The 23326-nt window shown below is 62.8% G+C and carries 17 protein-coding genes; 12 read left to right on the forward strand and 5 right to left on the reverse strand.

Annotated features, from left to right (window positions below; genetic code table 11):
- Positions 1–19: 19 nt before the first annotated feature.
- The 3 genes from ACVOK1_RS05275 to ACVOK1_RS05285 form a co-directional block, all read right to left on the reverse strand.
- Positions 20–1438, reverse strand: coding sequence for a tyrosine-type recombinase/integrase (locus ACVOK1_RS05275; RefSeq protein WP_481561338.1), 1419 nt, complete (start codon positions 1436–1438; stop codon positions 20–22).
- A gap of 467 nt (positions 1439–1905) precedes the next feature.
- Positions 1906–3792: an AAA family ATPase gene (locus tag ACVOK1_RS05280; protein WP_481561339.1), complete on the reverse strand. Its 1887-nt coding sequence runs from the start codon at positions 3790–3792 to the stop codon at positions 1906–1908.
- A 660-nt stretch (positions 3793–4452) separates the two neighbouring features.
- Positions 4453–4902, reverse strand: a complete 450-nt coding sequence (locus ACVOK1_RS05285; RefSeq protein WP_481561340.1) for a hypothetical protein — start codon at positions 4900–4902, stop codon at positions 4453–4455.
- Positions 4903–5888: 986 nt separating this feature from the next.
- Between ACVOK1_RS05285 and ACVOK1_RS05290 the strand changes: the two genes are divergently transcribed.
- The 9 genes from ACVOK1_RS05290 to cyoD all read left to right on the forward strand — a co-directional run bounded on the left by ACVOK1_RS05290 (position 5889) and on the right by cyoD (position 14088).
- Entirely contained in the window at positions 5889–6656 is a 768-nt protein-coding gene (locus tag ACVOK1_RS05290) for a hypothetical protein (protein WP_481561341.1), read from the forward strand.
- Positions 6657–6992: 336 nt separating this feature from the next.
- The gene (locus tag ACVOK1_RS05295) at positions 6993–7199 is read left to right on the forward strand and encodes a hypothetical protein (RefSeq protein ID WP_481561342.1); all 207 of its coding nucleotides are present in this window, start codon (positions 6993–6995) and stop codon (positions 7197–7199) included.
- A gap of 649 nt (positions 7200–7848) precedes the next feature.
- Positions 7849–8205 (forward strand): hypothetical protein, encoded by a 357-nt coding sequence (locus ACVOK1_RS05300; RefSeq protein WP_108768197.1) that lies wholly within the window; start codon positions 7849–7851, stop codon positions 8203–8205.
- Between the two features lie 66 nt (positions 8206–8271).
- A complete protein-coding gene (locus ACVOK1_RS05305; protein WP_481561343.1) occupies positions 8272–9504 on the forward strand; it encodes a hypothetical protein in 1233 nt (410 codons plus the stop codon).
- Positions 9505–9536: 32 nt separating this feature from the next.
- Entirely contained in the window at positions 9537–9815 is a 279-nt protein-coding gene (locus ACVOK1_RS05310; protein ID WP_481561344.1) for a hypothetical protein, read from the forward strand.
- A gap of 253 nt (positions 9816–10068) precedes the next feature.
- A complete protein-coding gene (cyoA, locus tag ACVOK1_RS05315; RefSeq protein WP_313051376.1) occupies positions 10069–11112 on the forward strand; it encodes a ubiquinol oxidase subunit II in 1044 nt (347 codons plus the stop codon).
- A gap of 2 nt (positions 11113–11114) precedes the next feature.
- Positions 11115–13112 (forward strand): cytochrome o ubiquinol oxidase subunit I, encoded by a 1998-nt coding sequence (gene cyoB / locus ACVOK1_RS05320; RefSeq protein WP_481561345.1) that lies wholly within the window; start codon positions 11115–11117, stop codon positions 13110–13112.
- Complete coding sequence (gene cyoC, locus ACVOK1_RS05325) at positions 13109–13747, forward strand: cytochrome o ubiquinol oxidase subunit III (RefSeq protein WP_481561347.1); 639 nt, start codon at positions 13109–13111, stop codon at positions 13745–13747. Before cyoB ends, cyoC begins: the two co-directional genes overlap by 4 nt.
- Positions 13747–14088, forward strand: a complete 342-nt coding sequence (cyoD, locus tag ACVOK1_RS05330; protein ID WP_481561348.1) for a cytochrome o ubiquinol oxidase subunit IV — start codon at positions 13747–13749, stop codon at positions 14086–14088. The genes cyoC and cyoD overlap by 1 nt, the downstream gene beginning before the upstream one ends.
- A 317-nt stretch (positions 14089–14405) precedes the next feature.
- On the opposite strand, the gene ACVOK1_RS05335 is transcribed toward cyoD, so the two are convergent.
- Complete coding sequence (locus tag ACVOK1_RS05335) at positions 14406–16400, reverse strand: putative bifunctional diguanylate cyclase/phosphodiesterase (RefSeq protein WP_481561349.1); 1995 nt, start codon at positions 16398–16400, stop codon at positions 14406–14408.
- Positions 16401–16603: 203 nt separating this feature from the next.
- On the opposite strand from ACVOK1_RS05335, the gene radA reads away from it, so the two are divergent.
- The 3 genes from radA to ACVOK1_RS05350 all read left to right on the forward strand — a co-directional run bounded on the left by radA (position 16604) and on the right by ACVOK1_RS05350 (position 22351).
- Positions 16604–17983, forward strand: a complete 1380-nt coding sequence (radA, locus tag ACVOK1_RS05340; protein WP_108768204.1) for a DNA repair protein RadA — start codon at positions 16604–16606, stop codon at positions 17981–17983.
- A 148-nt stretch (positions 17984–18131) separates the two neighbouring features.
- Positions 18132–19988 (forward strand): ATP-binding protein, encoded by a 1857-nt coding sequence (locus ACVOK1_RS05345; protein WP_481561350.1) that lies wholly within the window; start codon positions 18132–18134, stop codon positions 19986–19988.
- Between the two features lie 56 nt (positions 19989–20044).
- Positions 20045–22351, forward strand: a complete 2307-nt coding sequence (locus ACVOK1_RS05350) for a tetratricopeptide repeat protein (RefSeq protein ID WP_108768206.1) — start codon at positions 20045–20047, stop codon at positions 22349–22351.
- 131 nt (positions 22352–22482) lie between these two features.
- Here the strand turns inward: ACVOK1_RS05350 and ACVOK1_RS05355 are convergent, their stop codons facing one another.
- Positions 22483–23277 (reverse strand): cytochrome C assembly family protein, encoded by a 795-nt coding sequence (locus tag ACVOK1_RS05355; RefSeq protein ID WP_108768207.1) that lies wholly within the window; start codon positions 23275–23277, stop codon positions 22483–22485.
- Between the last annotated feature and the right edge of the window lie 49 nt (positions 23278–23326).

Here is a 23326-nt window from a genome sequence, read left to right on the forward strand (position 1 = left end):
CTATGGATCGCGATGTAGCCTAGACAGGGAGCTCGGGGTCACTGCCGCCTGTTTGGGTGTACGCCTCAACTGCCCTGAAGGCCACCCCTGCCACTGCCGCGCGACACAGGTCTAGGCTCAATATCCGCGCATAGCTCGTCATGGTCACGCCCTCCCGCTCGTGGCCTGCCACCTGCTGCACCACTTCTTTGGGAGCCCCGCCGTTGAGGGCGGATGTGATGAAGGTGGCGCGCAGCGCATGGAACACTAGGCGACGGTCGGTGATGCCGAGGGAACGGATGCGTCGGCCCCACGTCTTGCCGATGCCATGACCTCGCTTACGGTCCGGGCCGCCTGGCACTAGTCCCGGCAGCAGATAGCCATCAGGTGTGGCGTCCGCAAGCGCTGCGACGGTGGGCACGATGGCCGGGTGAATCGGGACCATACGCACCGCCGCGTGTGATTTGCCTTCGCGGACGTGCAGCACTTGGGCTGCTGGATCGTAATCGGACACAGAGAGGTTGCAGACCTCGTTCAATCGCATCCCCGTATACAGCGCCAGCAGAGTCAAGGGGTACAGCAGAGGTTCCCTTCGATCATCCTTCAGCCCTCTCAGCACGACCAGCAGTTCCCCTTCAGTCCACACTCTGCGTGTAGCCTCCTGCCCGCGCTTCGACTTCTTCAGCGTCGCCTGCATCCTGTCGAAAGGATTGGCGTCAATCTGGCCGCGAAGCATGGCCCACTGGAACCATACGCGGCAGGCGGATACTTCCTTTGTCTTCGTCACCCTCGACACGTCGCGGGGCTGGATTACCTTGGCAACGAACTGCCCGGCAACGATACGGGTCACGGTAGCAATCTCGGTGCTGCGTCCGACCCACTGGACGAACGCCTTGCACCGCTTCTCCACCTCAGCCAGAGACTGCGTCGTGAGGTCTCCCGAGCGCTCCTTAAGGAAGCTCTCTAGGCTGTCCGCTACAGTTGTCCCAAGCTGGCCTAGCGCAGCCCTGTGCGCGCGCTTTAGGCCGTCTGTGTCGATGGGGTGGCCTGCCTGTTCCTGCTGGCTGACATACTGTTCCACGTCGTTCGATACCTGGGCATACACGTCGTTGGCGCTGACCTCGCCCGATTGACGCATTGCGTAGCTCTCTCGCGCCCGCTCAACGATCAGTTCTGGCGACCACTGGTCGATGCCGTCTCGGATCAAACGTTGGGCCACCTCAGCGCGCCTTATGTAGACCTCAGGACCATGCTCAGCATTTCCCTTGCCGATGGCGACTGCCCACGCCTTCCATCCCGCGATTATTGGTGCAGCCAGTTCCACGGCGTCAGATAGGGAGTTGGTGCCTAGCGCCTGCACGAGGTCATGCCTGCCTACGATGCGTTGCACAGAGCGAGGAAGCACATAGCGAGCGGAGTAGCTGTTGCCACGGCGCTTGATGCCGGAGGGGAGGGGCATTGTGGTGCGGGTACAAGGTGCGGGCACAAAGGGTACAGCTGAAAGCCTTGTGGCAGTAGCCTCAACGCTTTGCCGAACTTGTCTTAACGGCTCCTGTTTCCGGCACCAGTTGTAGAAAAGCCCCGGCCCAGGTCGGGGCTTTTTGTTTGCGGCGGTGGTAAACGATTGATGGAAAAGGTGCTTATCCCTGTTGCCATATGGATGAGTAGCACAATCTATCGTTGTGAACTCTCCGTACCTGGGGTAGGTCACTAGCCATGGCTAGTCGCTTGGCTTCTCTATCGCTTACGACAACACTTGAATCGAGCCTGCGCTCTTAGCGCGGGGTCTCTGAGTAGAAATCCCGGCAAATTGCGAGGATGCGGTTTGAGGTCAAGTGATTCTTGATCTTGATCTTGATTTTGAGCCAAGCTAGCTGAGGGCCATTGCGCTTTTCCTCGATTAATCAAGAGTAATCGAAACAGTCGCTAAGGAAGGTTGAGTAGGTGCCGCTCGGCTTCCTTTAGTACCAAAGACAGCCGATCAATCGTTTCACTGGGCAGGGAGTCTGCCTTGGCGGAACCCAATGATTCTGCGAGATACCATCCAAGTTGCTTCTTGGTTGGTTCCTTGGCAATCGAGAGTGCCTCCTGTATGTGCGCCATTGCGGCCTTCCCGAGAACATTTTCTAATGCCATTCCCTTGAATTCACCAGAAATGTCCTCAAGAGTCAAAACAACTGAGGTCGGAAGGAACCACTCATTGATATATTTATCTCTCGCTTTTCGACCTTCCTTATCGTCGTCAAGGAGAATAACGAAGGGAACGCCTTGTCCAAGCATCTGACTGATTAGTGGGCCTGATGAGCCCGATCCGCTTCCCGGGATCAGGCTGAATTTCGGTTTAATTTTTTTCTCTCTTTCCGCGATCTTTAGGGCGTAATAATCGGAAATTCCTTCGATGATTACATATGGACCGGCACCAATTACGGCGGGAACTACGTACTCTAACTTCTCAATTACCGGTTGGAAGTAACTCGAGCGAGTCGGGTAGTCCGCGACAAACCTTCGGTAGGGGGTCGCCGAGACCTTCGTGGGCTTTGTGTCTAAGCCGAAGCTATCTTCCTTTTCATAGTCGAGCGCGGCATTTTCTACTATATATGCTGCCCCAAGCCAGCTTGGGTTTATCATGTGATGGCTATGCGTCGAATAGATGATCTTGTTGCCGTTCGACGCGATTCTAGAGAAGCTGGTCAATAGTTCTGCCTGGGCCTTTGCGTGCAGGTTCGCTGCTGGTTCATCGAAGATGAATATAGTCTTCCGTTGCTTGGCCTGTTTGAAGCCAGTGAAAAGTAAAAAAGAAAAGAACCATCTAAAGCCAAGTGAACGTTCGTTGATTGCGTATCGCGATTCACCGTCTGAAACGTAAAATGATGCATAAGGAAGGCCGCCTTTTTCTGCGTCAATGTTCCATTCGACGGCAATGCTCTTGGCGGAGATAGCTCGCTGGAAAATTTTTTGCCAGCTTCCGAGAACTTCCTTGGTTATCGCGTTTGATAGTTTTTGAAACAATGAATCGATCGGGCTTCTGCTGGCGCTGCCGAGAAGATTTGAGAGCCAAAATGCGTTCGCCTCCTTCGCCTGAAATTCATCGATTCGTTTGCATACGTGCTTTCCTAGGTCTAGTCCCTCACCCAGGCTATCAAGAATGTCTTGAAGGACAAAGCGATAGTGGCGATTTACGCCGGTTTCGTCGTCGTGCTCCCTAAGGTAAATTCGCTCCGGGAGATTTACGAGAAATGTTGGGAAGTATGCAATTTGTTCGAGGTGTTCATTTATATAGCGCTGAACCAGTGTCCATAGGTCTACATTATCTGATCCGGACGCCGGTCGCCGGTAGTACTTGAACTTTGCCTCTTTTCCCTTCTTGACGCGAAAATCGAAGTTCCAATAGTTCACCGACTGTTTGAGCGCACTATCCTCAAACACGAATGTGCGTGTCACTTGGAAAGGCTCTGATATATGTGCGGTACTTATCGTGTGCTTCTGGATTCTTCCGATCTTCTCGATTTCCTTTACATCTTTATCATCAAGAATAACGGTCGCTGAAATTTCAATTTTGCCGGTAAATGCCGCCTTCCTGTGTAGCGGAATCAGGCTAAGTGCCGAGGCTTGCGCATACTGGCCGTCAAACAGGCTGGCAATGGATTTGTCGCCAGTAGCAAAGTGAGAGATGGCCTCTAAGATCGTGCTTTTGCCACTTTCGTTAAGTCCGATGAGCGTCAGGACTGGACTGGTAGATTTGCCCTCCATATCAATGGAAAGGTCTTCGGCCCCTTTGAAATTACGAATCGCGAACTCAAGGATCCTTGCCATTTGCTCCCTTCCTGATTGCGTCTACGCTTTTTACATCTAAGGCGGCGAAAGTTCAAGGCGGCCATGCGGGGGTTGCAATAAGCTGGCGGTTTGGCGGCTGGTGCATCCAATTAGTCCAAGTCTCGCGTCACCGATCACCCCAGTGGAATCGCGGGAGGCTCACGCACGGGCCTGCTTTGCCGTTGGTGCAGGTATCCCCTCGGTGGTCCGACGAGATCCGCCCATAATGGGAGGCCGCGTAGGAGGATCCCGCCAGCCGAACATTTTGGTCCCGCCGCCAAAATAGCAGGGTGCCCTGGCCCTGATTGGAGCCTTCTATTTGGTTTTCAGTGGAATTTGTTGGAGAGGAAAAGGAACTCGTCAGGTACGAGGCCGCGCATGCTAGACAAAGTTTTGCAGAGCTGATTCTCACTGGAGTTAACCTTTCGTGCCTTGATTGCTCTGTTCGAGGCTGCGGGCAGCAACTCGGTCCCATGGGCGCGAATCGCATAAACTACAGCCTTTGTGCATGCGAGAGCAGTCATGTCCTAGTCAGGCGTGCATGAATTAGAGCGAGTTTGACCAATGTGGGCGCGGCACTTGGGTGCTTCTTGCGACAGCGCCTGTGTTCGCATCGGCACCGTTATCGCAAAAGAAAGGAGATGGATCTTGAAGGGGCGATTAAGCTCTAGAGAGCCAAGCGTCATGTTCTTCGCACCAGTCGAAGAAAAGGATCAATTGTTCTAGTTCGTAAAGGGCTTTGCTTAGCTCTCCTTGGATCTTGCGATCACTGAAGCTAGCTATCGATCTTGATATGGTCATGTCAGCCAAAAACTCATGAGCCATGCCATTACGGTGGCTCACGACGCTTTTTAGGAAATGTATGAAATCGGGACGAAGCCCTTTTCTCTCAAGCTCTCCCTTGGTGTGCCCGAGTGTCCAGCGTTCCATGCTATCAAAGGGAACGTCGAACAAGCGCGTGAGAAGGCCTTTTAGTGCAAGTTCCAGAAGTTGCGCCTTCCCCATGAAAATTGCGTATTGCTCGAAAAGTGGGCGACCCTCGTACTCCGACATCTTGTCAAGCACCCTCCGTTGGACATCTTCCTTGGACACACTTGCGGCGTTGACCATCCTTTAGCTCCCAATGAATTATTCCCTAAGCTCAGAACTTAGTATGACGCGAGAACATGCCTCTCGCTAGCGGCTACGGGTCGCCTGTGACAAGCCTGGTGCCCAGTGCATTCCCATCAAGAATTTCGATGTATTTTTTTCAAGAATCTCAATGGCGAGCCGGACCTTGGTGTCCCCAATATTGGAACGAGTCGGGATTCTTCCCTCGGGCGCGAGAGAGGCGTTTCACCGACTTCGAGTAGTTGTGTTTCGAGACGTAATGCAAGTGGTGGATCCTTCCGTTGATAGATAGCGAATTACACTCAAAGGTTGTGATTATGGATATGCCCAATAGCTCAATTGAAGTGTAGCCAGTGGATCGGGCATCTTCTCCGCGTTCCGCCGCTTCTTGAGGCCGCGGGACGATCTTCATCCAGACGCAAGCTTACTTTCTGTTCTAAATTGACCTTGCTGCACATAATGAACAGTCCGGCCAATCTCATCGCTTGTGCCAAGCCGTAATTTTACATCTGGGCCCGAAGATCGGCCGCATGAGACCTCAGGTTCGAGATCCAAGTACTTGCGTGCAGCTATCGAGTCTCAAGGCTTGGATCGTGATTTACGCACAAGGCAAGATTTGGGTCATTGGCTCGGCGGAACACCTGACGCTTGATCGCCCTTGCAACTAGGTTTGATAAGTCGCCGCTGAATGCGTTTAGTACGGTTTGTAGGCTCTTGCAAGGTCCATGTGTGCCACGGTTGAGGGTGAGATTGACGATGATTATCGTCGCCGGTATCTGTAGGCTGTCCTACCGGATTTGCCCATGGATTGTTACATCGATCACCGATCTCCCGTACTGTTAATGGCTACGGCTACGGCTACGGCTACGGCTACGGCTGCGGCTACGGCTACGGGTGCGCGGCACTGGCTCACAGCTGAGGGGCGTGGCGCCTCCCCGCGCTTTACTGTACTTTCTCTGGCGGGACCGGTACTGCCGGAGGGGGGGATGAACGACATTCTTGATGCAGTGAGCGCTCGAATTAAAGCGCCTTGGTTCGGCTACGCCGTCTTGGCATTCATTGCCTTCAACTGGCGAGGCATATTTTTACTGGCAACGACGGAAGGTGCACCCCAGATGCGGCTCGCTGCATTCGACGCAGCCACGAGCCACTGGACTCTGTTCACTTTGCCTTTGGCGGTAGGGATCGCCGCTACTGCAGCTACACCATGGACCAGATTTGTCTTCGCGTGGCTAGCTAAGAGGCCGTTCGAGCACATAGACGATCTTCAGCTTGAATCCGAGCATCGTCGAACCGTCAGGAAAACTGAGCTGGAACAATCTCGCTCGGCCCTCTTGGCGACACAAGAGGCGGAAGTTATCGAGCGGGCAAAGCGTGACGTTGAAGTCCAGAAGATCAGCGATGCTGAGGTTAAGGAGCGTGCTGAGGCTCAACTGGAGGCCCTGCGTCAGAGGCGTGATTTCGAGTCGAGGAGCCAGGATAGCGAGCCTTGGTTCGCTCGGCTCTCGCCCGCGGAAGTTGAGCTTCTGAAGCAGGCAGCTAAAGATGGTTCCGGAAGCATCATGCGTCGTGACTTCATTGGCGGGCGTGAGCTGCAGGCCGGTGGGCTAGTTTTTGGGCGGAGCAGTACGCGCGAGTTCTTGCGATACGAAAGTGCGCTTGAATCGCTACTTAAGTGGTCCCTAGTCAGAGCGGTTGGAAAAGGGACGTACGAGCTTACCGAGCAAGGGTGGACGGCGGCCGAGTCCCTGTAGCTTTTGCTGGCCGATTGATGGGGACGAGTAATGTACTCCCCGACGGCGTTTGCCGCACTGGCCGCCGTGCGTCGAGATCCTTACGATCCTTCCCGGTCCCCTTATTGACGTCGACGCTCCACTACGTCGCTCTGCCGCGTAGAAGTTGGGATGAAATGGATGGCAGGCTGGTGGAAGTAACTGGAAATTTGAGGGTTATGTCCCTTAGGTACGGGGCGATAACGGTGGCGTTGATAGCGCGGTTGTTCTGCATGCCAAGCCAGTGCCGGACAAGGCGGCGTCCGTGGAAATCTCTCAGTCCAGTTGTCGAGGTCTGGTGCCCATCCCGCGCTGCACATGCGCGCGGTCCGCTGGCTGTTTGTGCAAGATCGCCTGGCCCGATCCGATTTGCTGGGGCTGCTCGCGCTGCTGTCGCGCCTAGGGCTGGATCATGAGAGCGATGCCGTCGCTTTTGTTGCGATGGAGATGCTGGATGAGGGCTGGTTGGACGAAGGGCTGGATCTGATAGAGCTTATGCTGTTGGCTACTACCGCCCGCATGTAGCACGTGTTTCCGGCGCCGTTGCACGGACGCTTCACGGCCTTAGGCCAATCGGTAGCAGCGCCCGGCAGTGCCGGCCCATGGCTGGCAGCATCGAAGCCAGCAACATGTCGCTTCCAGCACCCTAGATCGGCCAGTCGCGTCATATCACTCAAGTCTTTGCGGCGACCACGCGTTCGGTCGAAGCATTCCATACAACTACTACTAAGCGGAGAACGTCACGCGCCTCACGGACTTTCAGGCTGTTAACGCCATAGCGCGTCGTTCGAACCCGCGCGACGATCCATGCGCGTCTTCCGTTGTCGCAACTGCCATCAATGTTGCATGCGACACTGCTTCCCGCTCCTTCGACGCATCCGAACCTTTCGGATTTTTCTCATTGAATCGAACGTGCAGGCGTAAACAACATGGCGCGCCACCGAAAAAGGGTGGCCGGGCATCCAAACCCGAAGACGTTTAGTTTTTTACGCTTGCCAGTCGGCACCGTCCTGAAGCGGTGCCGGCTGGCAATCCGTCGGCCTTTATGGCGGGCGGTGCGTGGGGATCTTCGGATCCGCCGGTCTCAGCTAAACGTCCCGGTTTGGAACCCGCACCGTCCGCCACCCGCCTCCGCGCGGTGGCGCTGTTAAGTACAGCCACGGAAGCCGACGCCATGACCACCCGCAAGACTCCGCCGTTCCCCATCGATGACCCCATCAACGACGACGCCAACCCGGCCGACGAACTGAGCACCTTCCAGGGCTGCCTCCGGCGCATCCGTGATGGCGAAGGCTCCGATGGCATGCTCTGGCCGGAAGAAAACCTGTCCGAAGGCCGGCGCCAGTCGCTGGCGCGCATCGACCGCGCGGCCGTTGCCATCCTCACCGCGGTGGAGATGCTGCACGCGGCCAGTCGCTGCGAGTCGGTGGCGACGCCCAAGCGCCATCTGGATGAGGGCGTGGTCGAGGGGCTGTTCTTCGCCTGCCGCGAACTGGCCGAACTGGTGTGCAGGGAAGTCAGGCCAAGCTGATACGCTGCGTCTGCACGCCGCGCCGCGCGGCCCCAGGGATTGTGTGCCATGGCATCAGGGAATGTGTTGAGCCGGTCCATCCTCGTCGCAGCCCTCGTGGTTGCGGCTGCACTGCCTGCGCTGGCAGGGGCCGCGCCGGAAGCCGAGACCGCCCGTTTCGTGCGCGAAACCCGTCAGCTGGAAGTTTCTCCGCTGCAGCCCGGCGCGGATGACATGCGGCGGTGGCTGTTCAACTGGGCGCTGGAAACCCCGGACTATCAGGCGATTATCTGCCCGGTCCTCGGGCTGCCCGAGACCGTGGATGAGGAAACCTCGATCGCGCCGGAAGTACTCGCGCAGCAGACATTCGGAAACCTGGCGTACCAGATCGCCGAAGGCAGCGACGGCGACGAGCTGGATCGGCAGCTGGCCGGCGTGGAAAGTGCGCTGAAGGCCTACGCGGTGTTCATGAAGGCTGATCCCTCGTTGAAGATCCCGGGCGTGGATCACCTGGCTGCGCTGAAGAAGGCTGGCACCCTGCGTGCGCATGTGGCGGCGGTCATCGAGGAGAAGTGCGGCGCCGATGCTCCCCGGGAAACCCTGAGTCTGGACGCGGAGGATGCAGCGCCGTCGGACCTCACGGTGTTTCTGGGCGATTTCCTGCGCGGCACCAGCGTGGTCTATCCGATGCAGGTGGGCCAGTGGCAGGCGGTAAATGAGCGCCGGTACGACGATGTACTGGGTGGCGCTTCGGTCCGCTTCGAGCGGCCGGGCGACAAAACCGGCTGGATCGACCTGTACTTCTATCCCGCCGGCGTGCAGGAACCGGCCCAGCGGCGGGAGACGGCCGAAGGCGAGCGCGAGGCGTTGCTGGACGCGCGCAGGGAAAAGATGGCCAGCGAGCGCGACATGTCCCCGCTGCAATCCATGGTGGTGCCGGTCGCCAGTCTCGGGCCCGGTGGGCCTGCACGGGTGGATGCGAACGTGCTGGACTTCCGTTACAGCCACGAGGGCACGGCCTACAGCTCGGTGATGGTCTTCGCGATCGACCGCATGTACGCCATCAAGCTGCGCTACAGCGTGGAGGCCACCGCGGCCAGCCGCGAGCAGGCGCGCCGCGAGGCGGAAACCTTCTTCAGGACACTGCTGTCGCGGGTTGAGATCACCAGCTTCGGCAGTTGCGGCGGGGCGCCTGCGGCGGATCAGCTGTGGCTGCGCATGGGCTGCGTGGGTGCCGATCCGCTGCTGCCGGTAGTGGGCGAGGGCCAGCGCGAGCTGCGCTTCGAGTACCCGGCGGTCCATGACGCGGCGGGACAGTAGGGGTGCCAGCCATGCAGCCGGACGATCTCTACATGCACCACGCCCTCTGGAAGCGCCTGCCGCACGGCGCCTGTGTTCGCTACACGGTGCTGCACCACCTGGGCACCGGCCGGTACGCGGTGCAGAGTGCCGATTTCTTCACCGATGATGACCCGGCGGCGTTCACCCGGTTCGAGCGGCAGTTCGTCGAGCTGCTGCGCGAGCAGTGCCCGCTGCAGCGCTGCACCTGGTTCGATTCGATCGAGAAGGCGGTGCAGGCGCACGACCAGGACTTCGCGGGGCTGCCAGGCACCCCCTGGCTCCATTCCTGAATACGTTCATCGGGCTTTGCCGATTCCGGCATCCGCGCACCCTGCGCACCCGGTGCGACAACGTGTCGCAGCGATATCCGGCCACTTCCTGCGCTGGATCATTGTCAATGCTCTTCTTAAATGATGCGTGACGGCCTAAAATTGAAAGGCTGACTCGACCCCACCTCACTGCCTGTCTCAACCGCAGGCGGAACCGGCTTTGGCCGGAGCGGGCAGGACGGGGAACGGCATTCCCTCGCAATTGGATCGACCGATGATTCCGTTGAAAACCCTTGGGCGCTGGTTGCGCCCGGGCCTGCTGCTGTCGTTGCTGGTGATGCTCACCGGTTGCGATGCAGTGGCCATCCTCAGTCCGAAGGGCCAGATTGGCCAGGATGAGAAGACCCTGCTGATCACGGCCACCGTGCTCATGCTGCTGGTCGTCATCCCGGTCATCATCATGACCCTGACCTTCGCGTGGAAGTATCGCGCCTCCAACACCAAGGCCCGCTACGAGCCGAAGTGGTCCCACTCGACGGCGATCGAGGTGGTGGTGTGGTCGATCCCCTGCATGATCGTGCTGGTCCTGGCGGTGCTGACCTGGCGGTCCTCGCACGCGCTTGACCCGTACAAGCCGCTGGAATCGGACGTCAAGCCGGTCACCATCGAGGCGATCTCGCTGGACTGGAAGTGGCTGTTCATCTATCCGGAAGAGAAGGTTGCGGTCGTCAACGAGATCAAGTTCCCGGTCAACACCCCGCTGAACTTCAAGATCACGTCCGACACGGTGATGAATGCGTTCTTCATCCCGCACCTGGGCAGCATGATCTATTCGATGGCGGCGATGGAGACCAAGCTCCACCTGATCGCCAACGAGACTGGTGAATTCCCGGGCATGTCCTCGCACTACAGCGGCCTGGGCTTCGCCAAGATGCATTTCACCGCCTATTCGGTCACCGATGCCGAATACCGCCAGTGGCTGGACCAGGTCCGCGCCGGCAAGGAGACGCTGAACCAGGCCTCCTTCAAGGCCTTGGGCGAAGCGAAGAACTCCGAGTGGTACCCGGTGACCTACTACGGCACCGTGGAAGAAGGCCTGTTCGACTGGGTCCTCGCCAAGCACATGGGTGACAACAAGCACTACGGCATGAAGCATTCCCACGCGGGTGCCGCAGCCGCCGATGCGTCTACCCATGAAGCGCACGAGGGGCACGCCCCGACCGAGGCGCATGATTCCAAGGAATCCGGGAAGAACCTGGATGCCACTGACGCAGACGAACACGGTGGCCATGAAGGCCACATGGGTTCGGGAGAATGAACATGCTGGGAAAACTCTCTCTTGAGTCGATCCCCCACGATCCGATCGTACTGACCACCCTGGTCGGCGCGGTGCTGGGTGGCCTGGGCGTCATGGCCCTGGTCACCAAGTTCAAGCTGTGGGGCTATCTGTGGAAGGAGTGGTTCACCTCGGTGGATCACAAGAAGATCGGCGTGATGTACCTCATCGTCGCCTTCGTCATGCTGCTGCGCGGTTTCTCCGACGCCATCATGATGCGTACCCAGCAGGCCATCGCCGTCGGCGGGTCCGAGGGTTACCTGCCGCCGCACCACTACGACCAGATCTTCACCGCCCACGGCGTGATCATGATCTTCTTCGTGGCGATGCCGCTGATCACCGGCCTGATGAACCTGGCCGTGCCGCTGCAGATCGGTGCGCGCGACGTCGCGTTCCCGTTCGTCAACTCGCTCAGCTTCTGGCTGTTCGTGTCCGGCGCGGTGCTGATCATGCTGTCGCTGTGGATCGGTGAATTCGCCGCCACCGGCTGGCTGGCCTTCCCGCCATTGTCGGGTATCGAGTACAGCAACAATGTAGGTATGGACTACTACATATGGGGCCTACAGGTCGCGGGCCTGGGTACCACCCTGAGTGGTATCAACTTCTTCATCACCATCCTGAAGATGCGCACCCCGAGCATGAAGCTGATGCAGATGCCGGTGTTCACCTGGACTGCCCTGGTGACCAACGTGCTGATCGTCGCTGCCTTCCCGGTGCTGACCATCACCCTGGTGCTGCTGACCCTGGATCGTTACCTGGGTACGCACTTCTTCACCAATGATGGTGGCGGCAACGCCATGCTGTACATCAACCTGATCTGGATCTGGGGTCACCCGGAAGTCTATATCCTGGTGCTGCCGGCCTTCGGCGTGTTCTCCGAGGTCATCGCGACCTTCTCGCGCAAGGCACTGTTCGGCTACAAGGGCATGGTCTACGCCACCGCCTGCATCGGCGTGCTGTCGTTCATCGTGTGGCTGCACCACTTCTTCACCATGGGCTCGGGTGCCAACGTCAATGCCTTCTTCGGCATCACGACGATGATCATCTCGATCCCGACCGGTGTGAAGATCTTCAACTGGCTGTTCACCATGTTCCGTGGCCGCGTGCACTTCACCACGCCCGTGCTGTGGACCATCGGTTTCATGGTCACCTTCGTCATCGGCGGCATGACCGGCGTGATGCTGGCGATCCCGGCCATCGACTTCGTGCTGCACAACAGCCTGTTCCTGATCGCCCACTTCCACAACGTCATCATCGGCGGCGTGGTGTTCGGCATGTTTGCCGGCATCACTTACTGGTGGCCGAAGATGTTCGGCTACCGCCTCAATGAGTTCTGGGGCAAGTGCGCCTTCTGGTGCTGGTTCATCGGCTTCTATGTGACCTTCATGCCGATGTACGTGCTGGGCTTCATGGGCATGACCCGTCGTCTGCAGAGCACCGTGAACCCGGCTTACGAGCCGTTCCTGCTGGTTGCTGCCGTGGGCGCCTTCATCGTGGGTGCCGGCATCCTGTGCCAGATCATCCAGGTGGCCGTGTCGATCCGCGACCGCAAGAAGACGGCCGATCTGACCGGCGACCCGTGGGATGCCCGTACGCTGGAGTGGGAAACCTCTTCGCCGCCGGCCTTCTACAACTTCGGCGCCCTGCCGGAAGTCACTGAGCTGGACGATTTCTGGGAGCGCAAGCAGCGTGGTGAAGCCTGGCCGAAGCCGGCCAAGTACACCGACATCCACATGCCGCGCAATACCGGCACGGGCGTGGTGATCGGCGCATTCAGCATGGTCTTCGGCTTCGCGATGATCTGGCACATCTGGTGGCTGGCCATCATCGGCTTCGTCGGCATGATCGCCACGTTCATCTACCGCACCTTCGACCAGGACGTGGACTACTGGGTCCCGGCCGCCGAGGTGGAACGCATCGAGAACGAACACCGCAAGCACCTGGAAGCCCAGGGCCTGGTGAAGTCGGAGCTGAAGGCATGAGCACCAATACCTCGACCCTGAGCCACGGGCACGCCGCGCACGCGGCGGCCCATGGCCATGACGACCACGAGCACCACGACACCGGCGGCAATACCGTCTTCGGTTTCTGGGTGTACCTGATGAGCGACTGCCTCATCTTCGCCTCGCTGTTCGCCACCTACGTGGTGCTGGCCGGTGGCACCGACGGTGGCCCGGGTCCGAAGGACCTGTTCGAGCTGCCGTTCGTGGCGTGGGAAACCGCGCTGCTGCTGACCTCGTCGCTGACCTTCGGCCTGGGCATGATCGCCATGCACCGCAAGCAGGTCGGCCAGATGTTCCTGTGGCTGGGCGTGACCTGGCTGCTGGGCTTCGGCTTCATGTGCATGGAAGTCTATGAATTCCAGCACCTGATCCATCAGGGCTATGGTCCGGACCGCAGTGCCTTCCTGTCGGCGTTCTTCGCCCTGGTCGGTACCCACGGCCTGCACGTCAGCGCCGGCCTGCTGTGGCTGCTGGTGATGTTCGTGCAGCTGAAGAAGTACGGCCTGACCCCGACCAACAAGACCCGCATGGCGTGCCTGAGCCTGTTCTGGCACTTCCTGGATCTCATCTGGATCGGCGTGTTCTCCGTCGTCTACCTCAATGGAGCGCTGTAATGGCACATGACAACCATGCACATGACCACGCAGCGGGTGGCGAGAGCCACGGCAGCGTCAAGTCCTACCTGATCGGCTTCGTGCTGGCGGTGGTGCTGACCGTCATCCCGTTCTGGATGGTGATGTCCGGCGATTTCTCGCGCACCGCCTGCGGTGTGGTGATCGCGGTCACCGCGGTGCTGCAGATGCTGGTCCACCTGGTGTTCTTCCTGCACCTGGACCGCTCTTCGGAAAGCCGCTGGAACGTCAACGCTGCTGCCTTCACCATCGTGGTGATCGGCATCATCGTGGTCGGCACCCTGTGGGTCATGCACAACATGAACGTGCACATGATGCACTGACGTCTTCGCGACGTTGCCACACGCTAAAAGGCCGCCCTTCGGGGCGGCCTTTTTGTTTGGGTGGTGTGGTCGCGGATCGGTAGTGCCGGCCGCTGGCCGGCAGTAGATCCACGCCGTGCGTGGATGCCTCTTGGGGGTCAGAGCCCTTTCCTGCGGAAAGGGATCCGACCCCTGCGACCTGGTAGATCCACGCCGTGCGTGGATGCCTCTTGGAGGTCAGAGCCCTTTCCTGCGGAAAGGGATCCGACCCCGCCTTACCCCACCTTGCGCAGGAATTCGTCCGGGTCCATCGGCCGGCCCAGGTGGTACCCCTGCAGCTAGTCGCAGCCCAGCCCGCTCAGGTACTCCTGCTGCTCGCGCGTTTCCACGCCTTCTGCCACCACCTGCAGCTGCAGCGAGCGCCCCAGCGCCACGATCGACGACACGATGGCCGCGTCTTCGGCGTTCTGCTCCAGGTCGCGCACGAACGCGCGGTCGATCTTCAGTTCGGTGGCCGGCATGCGCTTCAGGTACAGCAGGCTGGAATAGCCGGTGCCGAAATCATCGATGGAGATGTGTACGCCCATCGCGGTCAGGTCGTTGAGGATGGCCAGGCTGGCTTCCACGTCCTTCATCGCCGTGGTTTCGGTGATCTCCAGGGTCAGCCGCTTCGGCGCGATCGCATGGCGGGCCAGCACGTCGCGCACGTTGTCCACCAGCGAGGGCGAGGAGAACTGCAGCGGCGACAGGTTCACCGCCATCGTCCATTCGGGGTGGCCCGAATCGTGCCAGGCGCGCAGCTGCGCGCAGGCCTGGTCCAGCACCCAGTCGCCGATCGGCAGGATCAGCCCGCTGCGCTCGGCGATGGGGATGAACACATCCGGGGCGAGCATGCCCAGCTCCGGGTGCTCCCAGCGCAGCAGGGCCTCGGCGCCCACCGCGGGCGTGCCGGCGGCGACGAACTTCGGCTGGTAGTGCAGGCGCAGCTCGCCACGGTCGGCAGCGCGGCGCAGGTCCTGCAGCAGCCGCAGCTGGCGGTTGGCGCTGACCTGCATCGACGGGGTAAAGAACGTATAGCCATTCCGGCCGCCGTCCTTGGTGTGGTACATCGCCGCGTCGGCGTGCGCCATCAGTTCGCGCTCGGTGGCCCCGTCGTCCGGGTACAGGGCGATGCCGAGGCTGGCGCTGACCTGCAGTTCGGCCGCATCGATCAGGAACGGCTCGGCCACGGCGGCGATGATGCGCTCGGCGACCACCACCGCATCGTCCGGCTCATCCACGGCCAGCACGATCACGAACTCATCGCCGCCCAGCCGGGCGAAGGTGTCCTGCGGGCGCAGCAGGTTGCTGACGCGCTCGCTCATGCGCACCAGCAGGCGGTCGCCCAGCTGGTGGCCATAGGCATCGTTGACCGCCTTGAAGCCGTCCAGATCGCAGAACATCACGGCAAGACCGTGGTTGCGGCGGCGCGCCTTCTCGATGGACTGTTCGATGCGATCCTGCAGCAGCATGCGGTTGGGCAGCTGGGTCAGCGGATCGTGCAGGGCGGCCTGCAGCAGCTTGTCGTTGGCCTTTTCCAGCGATTCGGCCAGCAGGCCGGTGCGCTCGCGCATCTGGCGGTCGAACAGCGACGCGACCAGGGCGATGCCGATGGTGCCCAGGGTGGTGACGATGACCAGCACCGCCAGCCAGCGGCTGTCGATGCCGCCGTCGATCACTGCGCCGCAGATGCTGCCATCGGGGAAGCGGGCGGCGGCCATGCCGGTGTAGTGCATGCCGACGATAGCCAGGCCCATCACCAGCGAGGCCAGCAGGCGCAGGCGCAGGGTGCGCTCACCCTCCTTGCGCAGGCGGAAGGCGATCCACAGCGCGGCACCCGCCGCACCGATGGCGATCAGGATGGAAGCGATGAACCACAGCGGGTCGTAATCGATGCCCGGCTGCATGCGCATTGCGGCCATGCCCAGGTAGTGCATGGTGGCGATGCCCAGCCCCATCAGCACCGCACCGGCCAGCAGGCGGCGGCGGGGCAGCTGCGGGCGCGAGACCAGCCACAGCGCATAGGCCGAAGCACAGACCGACACCGCCAGCGAGTACAGGGTGATGGCCAGGTCGTAGCCGATCGGGATCGGCAGGTTGAACGCCAGCATGCCTACGAAGTGCATCGACCAGATGCCCAGGCCCATGGCCAGGGCGCCGCCGGTCAGCCACCACCGGGCCACGCGGCCTTCGGTCGTGGCCAGGCGGCCGGCCATGTCCAGTGCGGTATAGGACGCCAGCATGGCGACCAGCAGCGAGAAAACAACCAGACTCTGGCTGTAGGTGCCAGTCATTGAACGTCCTTCGGGGGCGGAGTTGGGGGCACGGAGGCGCGGACTATAGCGGCCGCGGGGTGCTGCACTTTAGTGCATCAAAGTGTGATGTTCATCTCATATTAGGAGATGTCATGACCGGGGCGCCCTCATGCCGGGGGTCGCAGCGCCTGCGACTGGGCTCGGCTATCCTCCTTCACCTCCCCGCACCGAAGTCCTGCCCCATGGCCAAAGCCCGCCTCACTGCCTATGTCTGCAACGAATGCGGCGCCGAGTACAGCAAGTGGCAGGGGCAGTGCACCGAGTGCAACGCCTGGAACTCCTTGTCGGAAATCGTGCTGGAGAGCGCAGCGGCAGCCAAGGCGCCTGCGTCGCGCCGGGCTGGCTGGGCCGGCAAGATCGACCCGCCGAAGATCACCGCTCTGAAGGACGTCGAGCAGACCGAGCATCGCCGGGTCAGTACCGGCATCGGTGAGTTCGACCGCGTGCTGGGCGGCGGCCTGGTCGAAGGCGCGGTGGTGCTGGTCGGCGGCGACCCGGGCATCGGCAAGTCCACCCTGCTGCTGCAGGCGGTGGCGAAGATGGCGGCGGTGCTGCCGGTCCTTTATGTAACCGGCGAAGAGTCGCTGGCCCAGGTGGCCGGCCGCGCGCACCGGCTGGAACTGCCGCTGGACGGGGTCAACGCGCTGGCCGAGACCGGCGTCGAGTCGATCCTGCAGCACGCGGCCAAGGCCGGCCCGCGGCTGATCGTGGCCGACTCGGTGCAGACCCTGTGGACCGAAACGCTGACCGCGGCGCCCGGCTCGGTGAGCCAGGTGCGCGAGAGCGCCGCGCGGTTGGTGCGCTTTGCCAAGGAAACCGGCACTGCCGTGTTCCTGGTTGGCCACGTGACCAAGGAGGGCGGCATCGCCGGCCCGCGCGTGCTCGAACACATGGTCGACGCCGTGCTCTATTTCGAAGGCGAGAGCGGCAGCCGCTTCCGCCTGCTGCGTGCGTTCAAGAACCGCTTCGGCGCGGTCAACGAACTGGGCGTGTTCGCCATGGGCGACAAGGGCCTGAAGGAAGTCTCCAACCCGTCGGCCATCTTCCTGTCCGGTGCCAGCACCCATCAGCCCGGCAGCTGCGTGATGGTCACCCGCGAGGGCACCCGGCCGCTGCTGGTGGAAGTGCAGGCGCTGGTCGATGCCTCGCCGCTGTCCAACCCGCGCCGTGTCGCCGTCGGCCTGGAGCAGAACCGTCTGGCCATGCTGCTGGCGGTGCTGCACCGTCATGGCGGCGTGCTGGTGGGCGACCAGGACGTGTTCGTCAATGTCGTAGGTGGCATCCGCGTGCAGGAGACCGCCGCCGATCTGCCGGTGCTGCTGGCCGTGCTGTCGTCGCTGCAGGACCGGCCGCTGGCGGAAAAGACGATTGCCTTCGGCGAGGTCGGCCTGTCCGGCGAGATCCGCCCGGTGCCCAATGGCGAGGACCGCCTGCGCGAAGCGGCGACCCATGGATTCAAGCGCGCCATCGTGCCCAAGGCCAACGCTCCCAAGGGCGGCACGGTGAAGGGCATGGAAGTGATCGCGGTCGAGCGCCTGTCCGAGGCCATCGACGCCGCGTGACCAAAAAAGGGGACGGAGGGGATTAATTTGAATTAATCCCCTCCGTCCCCTTTTTGCGATGCAGTAACGGTCAGCTTCGCTGTGCTAGTTTTCCCGGCTCGACGACGGCGCCTCGTGGCGCCTTGTGTGGCAAGGAGTAACCGATTTCATGCAGGACCCGACGCTCAGCACCCCCGCCGCCGAAATCCGCCGCGCAGGGGTCGATCTCAATGGACTGATGACGGTGCTGGGCAAGCACCTGTATTCCACCCCGATGGTGGCCCTGCGCGAGCTGGTGCAGAACGCGCACGATTCGATCATCCGCCGCCGCCTCGAGCAGCCGGGCATCGAGCTGCCTTCGCGCATCTCGGTGCAGGTCGATGCCGCCGCCGGCGTGCTGCGCATCACCGATACCGGCGCCGGCCTGACCCGCCAGGAAATCCACGATTACCTGGCCACCGTCGGCGTCGGCTACACCCGTGGCCTGCGCCAGGGCGGTGATGACCAGGACGGCCTGATCGGCATGTTCGGCCTGGGCTTCCTCTCGGCCTTCGTGCTGGCGCGCCGGGTGAGCGTGCGCACCACCTCTTACCAGACGCCGGAACTGGGCCACCTGTATGTGTCCAGCAACGCCGAGCAGTACACGGTGAGCGAAGTGCCGGCGCGCGCCGTCGGCACCGAAGTGGAGCTGGAGCTGCACGCTGATTTCCTGCCGCTGGCCAACGAGGCGCGCCTGTACGAGGTGTTGGGCCGCTACTGCGCGCTGCTGTCCGAACCGATCTTCATCGGTGCCGCCGCCGAGGCCCTCAACCCCGAACCGCCGCCGTGGCGCGGGCAGGGCGAGGTGGCGCTGCACCCGGTGCAGGCGCGTCGCCAGGCGCTGCAGTTCGCCGCGCGGTTCGAGCATGATTTCGAACCCATCGTGACCGTGCCGCTGCGCGCCGACGCCGACAGCGATGCCACCGGCATGCTGTGGGTGCAGGACGGCGCCACCTACGGCACCAGCGACAACCGCAACCTGTCGGTGTTCGTGCGCGGCATGCTGCTCGACGACGATGCGCGTGACCTGTTGCCGCCGTGGGCGGGCTTCATCGGCGGCGTGATCGAATCCTCGCGCCTGACCCCGACCGCCAGCCGCGAGGACCTGCAGCGCGACGACCAGTACCGCGCCGTGCAGCATGCCCTGCTGGAAGCGTTGATCGACGGCCTGGCCGAGGTCGCACGGCAGCAGCCGGAAGCATGGCGACGCGTGCTGGCCCGCCACAACGAGGCACTGCTGGGTGCGGCGCTGTGCGATGAACGCCTGTTCGAGCTGCTGCTGGAACACGTGCGCGTGCCGACCTCGCAGGGCGACCTGCCGGCCAGCGCGCTGCCCGCGCGTGGTGCCGTGCACGTGATCCTCGACAACGGCGGCGGCTTCGAAGAAATGCTGTTCCGTGCGATGGGCGTGCCGGTCGCGCACGGCCATCGCTATGCGGTGGTGCCGTTCCTGCGCCGCTGGACCCAGGCCAAGGGCCTGCGCCTGGTGGAGCTGGGCACCGAGCAGGGCAACCGCGCGCTGTTCCGCACCGATGACAGCTTGGATGCGGCGCAGCTGGCGTGGCTGGGCGAACATCTGGGCGATGGCGAGCAGCTATTGCCGGCGCGTTTCAGCCCCGAAGCGCTGCCGGTGGTGGTTGTACCCGACCGCGAGGCCGAGCTGAAGCAGCGCCTGGAAGACGACGAGAACGACAAGCGCGTATCGATGGCCGCGCTGCGCCTGGCCCGCCAGTTCACTGCGCGCATCGAGGCGCGCGCGCCGTCGCGGCTGTATATCAACCTGGACAACCCGGCCGTGCAGGCCTTGCTGCAGGCCCAGCGAGAGGGGCACCCGCAGGCACCGGCGGCCGCGCGCTTGCTGCGCTCGCTGAAGATCATCGTCTCCGCGCAGGGCCGCCCGCTGGCCCGCGGTGCGGCGACGCCCGGCCCGGATCTCAACGGCGCCTTCAGTGATATCGCCGGCGCTCTGCAGCAGATGCTGCGCTGAGCACCGCACACACTTTCTCTCCTCCAGCCTCACGCTAGACAGGAGCACCAACCCCCATGGATATCTGGAACTGGGTCGAAAAGCTGCAGGAAGACCTGCGGCAGGCCGGCCAGGCGCAGAACGCGCACCTGCTGACCCGCCTTGCCGACGAAGTCAGTGAACTGCAGGTCGACCGTGTCGATGCACTGCTGCCCGAGGCGCGTGCGCTGGGCAAGGCGCTGGACAACCCCTGGGTCGACGTCTACGTCGGCCACTGGGCGCTGCGCAACCGCGTGGGCAACCGCGTTGAAGGCGAGAGCGCGCTCGGCGAGGCGGTGTCGCTGTTCGAGCGCGCGCATCGCGAGGACACCCTGGAATGCCCGCAGTCGATCTGCGTGACCCAGGATCTGGCCGCCTGCTACGGCAACATCGACGGCCCGGGCTGGGTGCCCGAGCGCATCGAGGTCTGCGACGAAACGCTGGCGCGCATCGATCCGACCTGGGCCTGCTTCCAGTGCCTGAGCTGCGAGAAAGCCGATGCGCTGCTCGATGACGGCCGCGCGCAGGACGCGCTGGATTACCTGAAGGCGCAGGCCGATGCGGTGGAAGCGCGCGGCAAGGAAGTGTTCGACAGCTTCCCGGAAATGCAGATCAAGATCCTGCTGGCCAGCGGCCGTGCCGACGAGGCGATGGTGCTGATCGAGCAGCGCGAAGCTGAGGTGGCCGCAGCCGGCGAGTACGAACCAGCCAACTGCACGGTGCCGCGCCGCCTGTCGCGCGCGTGGGCGCTGGCCCAGCTGGGCCGCGACGAAGAGGCGCTGCAGCAGCTGGTACCGTGGAGCGAACTGACCCCGAACACCTGGCGCCTGTGGGCCAACACGGTGGCGCTGCTGTGCAGCCGCGACCCGGCCCGCAACACCTGGGACCTGGGCACGCGCTTCAACACCATCATCGAGCACTTCGCCAGCGTCGGTGCCCACCGCCTGGTGATCGAGCTGGCGGCCCTGAGCCTGGAACTGGCCCTGCAGCGCGGCGCGCGCTGGGTGGCGCAGCGCCAGCTTGGCCTGGCCCGCACCCACCTGGCACAGCTGCGCCAGGACCGCGGCGCCGGTGCGTTGGTGGCCGGCCTGGCCGCCCGCATCGATGCACTGCCCGACGTTGAACCGCTGCCGGTGCCTGCCGCCGAGCTGCTGGCCTGGCTGGAAGCGCGCGGGGAACAGCAGCAGTCGCGCGATCCCGAACGCGAGGCGCAGTGGCTGTTGCAGGCGCATGCGCAGTGCCCGGATGACGAGGCGCTGGCCGAGGTGGCCGCATCGGCGCTGAACGCCTGTGGCGCGCAGACCGAAGCGCGCGCGTTGCTGTGGGACTTCGTGCGCGCACATGCCCAGGAGGACGGCGCCGCTGCCTACACGCTGATGCGCTGGCTGACCGAGCAGGGCGACGACGATGGCCTGCGCCGCCTGGCCGACACCTATCGCGGCAGCGTGCCGGTGTTCGCGCACTGGTGCGAGGTGCAGCGCGCACGCCGCGTGTCCGACTGGCCGGCGCTGGAGCAGGCCGCACAGGCGCTGCTGGCGCTGTCGCCGGGCTCGCACGGCGCGCGTGGCACGCTGGCGCGCATGTACATGGAAACGGGCCGCTTCAGCGATGCGCAGGCCTGTTACGCGCAGCTGGTGGAAACGCTGGAGGATCCCAATGCCGCGCACTGGGACCACATGAGCGCGGCCAGTGCTGCGCGCGATTGGGACGCGGTGCGCCGCTCGGCCGCGGCCATCGGCATGGAGCTGTCCAGCCAGGACGGCGTGGTCGAAGAACCGTGGGGCTGGGTGATCATCCGCAGCCTGGAGCAGGGCGAGCCGATGGAGTACTACGCGCGCCGCACCGGCCCGGTGACCGCGCGCATCGTCGAGAACGCGCCGGCCAACCGTGCCCAGCAGGTGGGTGACTGGGTGGTGTTCGATGCCGCGCTGGTGCACCCGGCACCGGAAGAGGAAGAGCAGCGCCAGCACTTCATCCCGACGTATGCGCAGGTGCACGTGCTGGAACGTGGTGGCTTCGAGCGGAGCTGGCTGATTGACGGCGCGCACCCGGGCGAAGAGGCCTGGAATGCGTTCACGGAAGGTGCCGAAGCGCAGGGCTGGCAGGTGTGGGCGCACAGCCGCCCGGATTACACCGTGACCGACCCGGATGCGGACGAGGGCACGCTGCCGGGCCTGCTGTTCACCGTGGCCCAGCCGCAGGGGCATGCGCCGCTTGCGCTGCACCGCTACCTGCAGCAGTCCACCGCCGGCTGGTCGCACCCGCAGTGCTGGCTGCGCCTGGCCGAAGCCTGCAACCAGGACCGGCAGCCGCACCTGGATGTGATCGAGCGGTACGGCTTGTAATCTCTACCGCGCTGCGCGCTCGCCGGGCATGGCCCGGCGCTACCGGTCCCCGGTGGGTGCCGAGCATGGGCTCGGCTCTACACACCTGTCCCATGCCCTGAGGTGGGTGCCGACCGTTGGTCGGCACGCCTTTACCGCGTATGCCCGAACACCAGCTCGATGACGAACTGGCTGCCGAAGAACGCCAGCAGCAGCAACAGCATCGCCGACAGCGTCCAATGCACCGCCTTCGTCCCGCGCCAGCCGTAGCGGCGGCGGCCGATCAGCAGCACGCCGAACACGATCCACGACAGCACGCTGAGCACGGTCTTGTGCACCAGCTTCTGCGCCAGCAGGTCATCGACGAACAGCACGCCGGTGACCAAGGTCAGGGTGAGCAGGGCGAAGCCCACGGTGATGACCCGGAACAGCAGGGCTTCCAGGTCGGCCAGCGGCGGCAGTGCACGCAGCCACGGACGGAACTCGCGGCGGCGCAGCGCCCGTTCCTGCAGCCACAGCATGATCGCCAGCAGGGCAGCGATGCTCAGCGTGGCGTAGGCCAGCAGGGCCAGCCAGGCGTGGCTGGCCAGGCGCCAGCCCAGCACCTTGCTCGGCTCATGGCCGTAGCCGTGGTAGACCGCCAGCAGCAGCGCGGCCAGCGGGAACACCACCACGCCCAGCGCCGACATGCGCCCACGCGCACCGACCAGCGAGGTCAGCCAGGCCATGCCCAGGCCGACCAGCGACAGCGCGGCGAAGAAGTGCATGTCCGGGCCGCCGGTGGTGCGCATCGCCACCAGCACGTGGTAGCCGCCGTGCAGCAGCATGGCCGGCAGCGCCGGCCACAGCCAGGTGGGTGAACCGACGGCATCATCGCGGCCAAGCGCACGCACCAGCAGGGCGCTGGCGGCCAGGTAGAGCAGGGCGGCGATGAGAACGATTAACATCGTTGCAGTTTCGCATACCCCCGGGATGCTGGCGACGGCCCCGTGGTCG

Source organism: Stenotrophomonas sp. STEN087 (assembly GCF_056759115.1).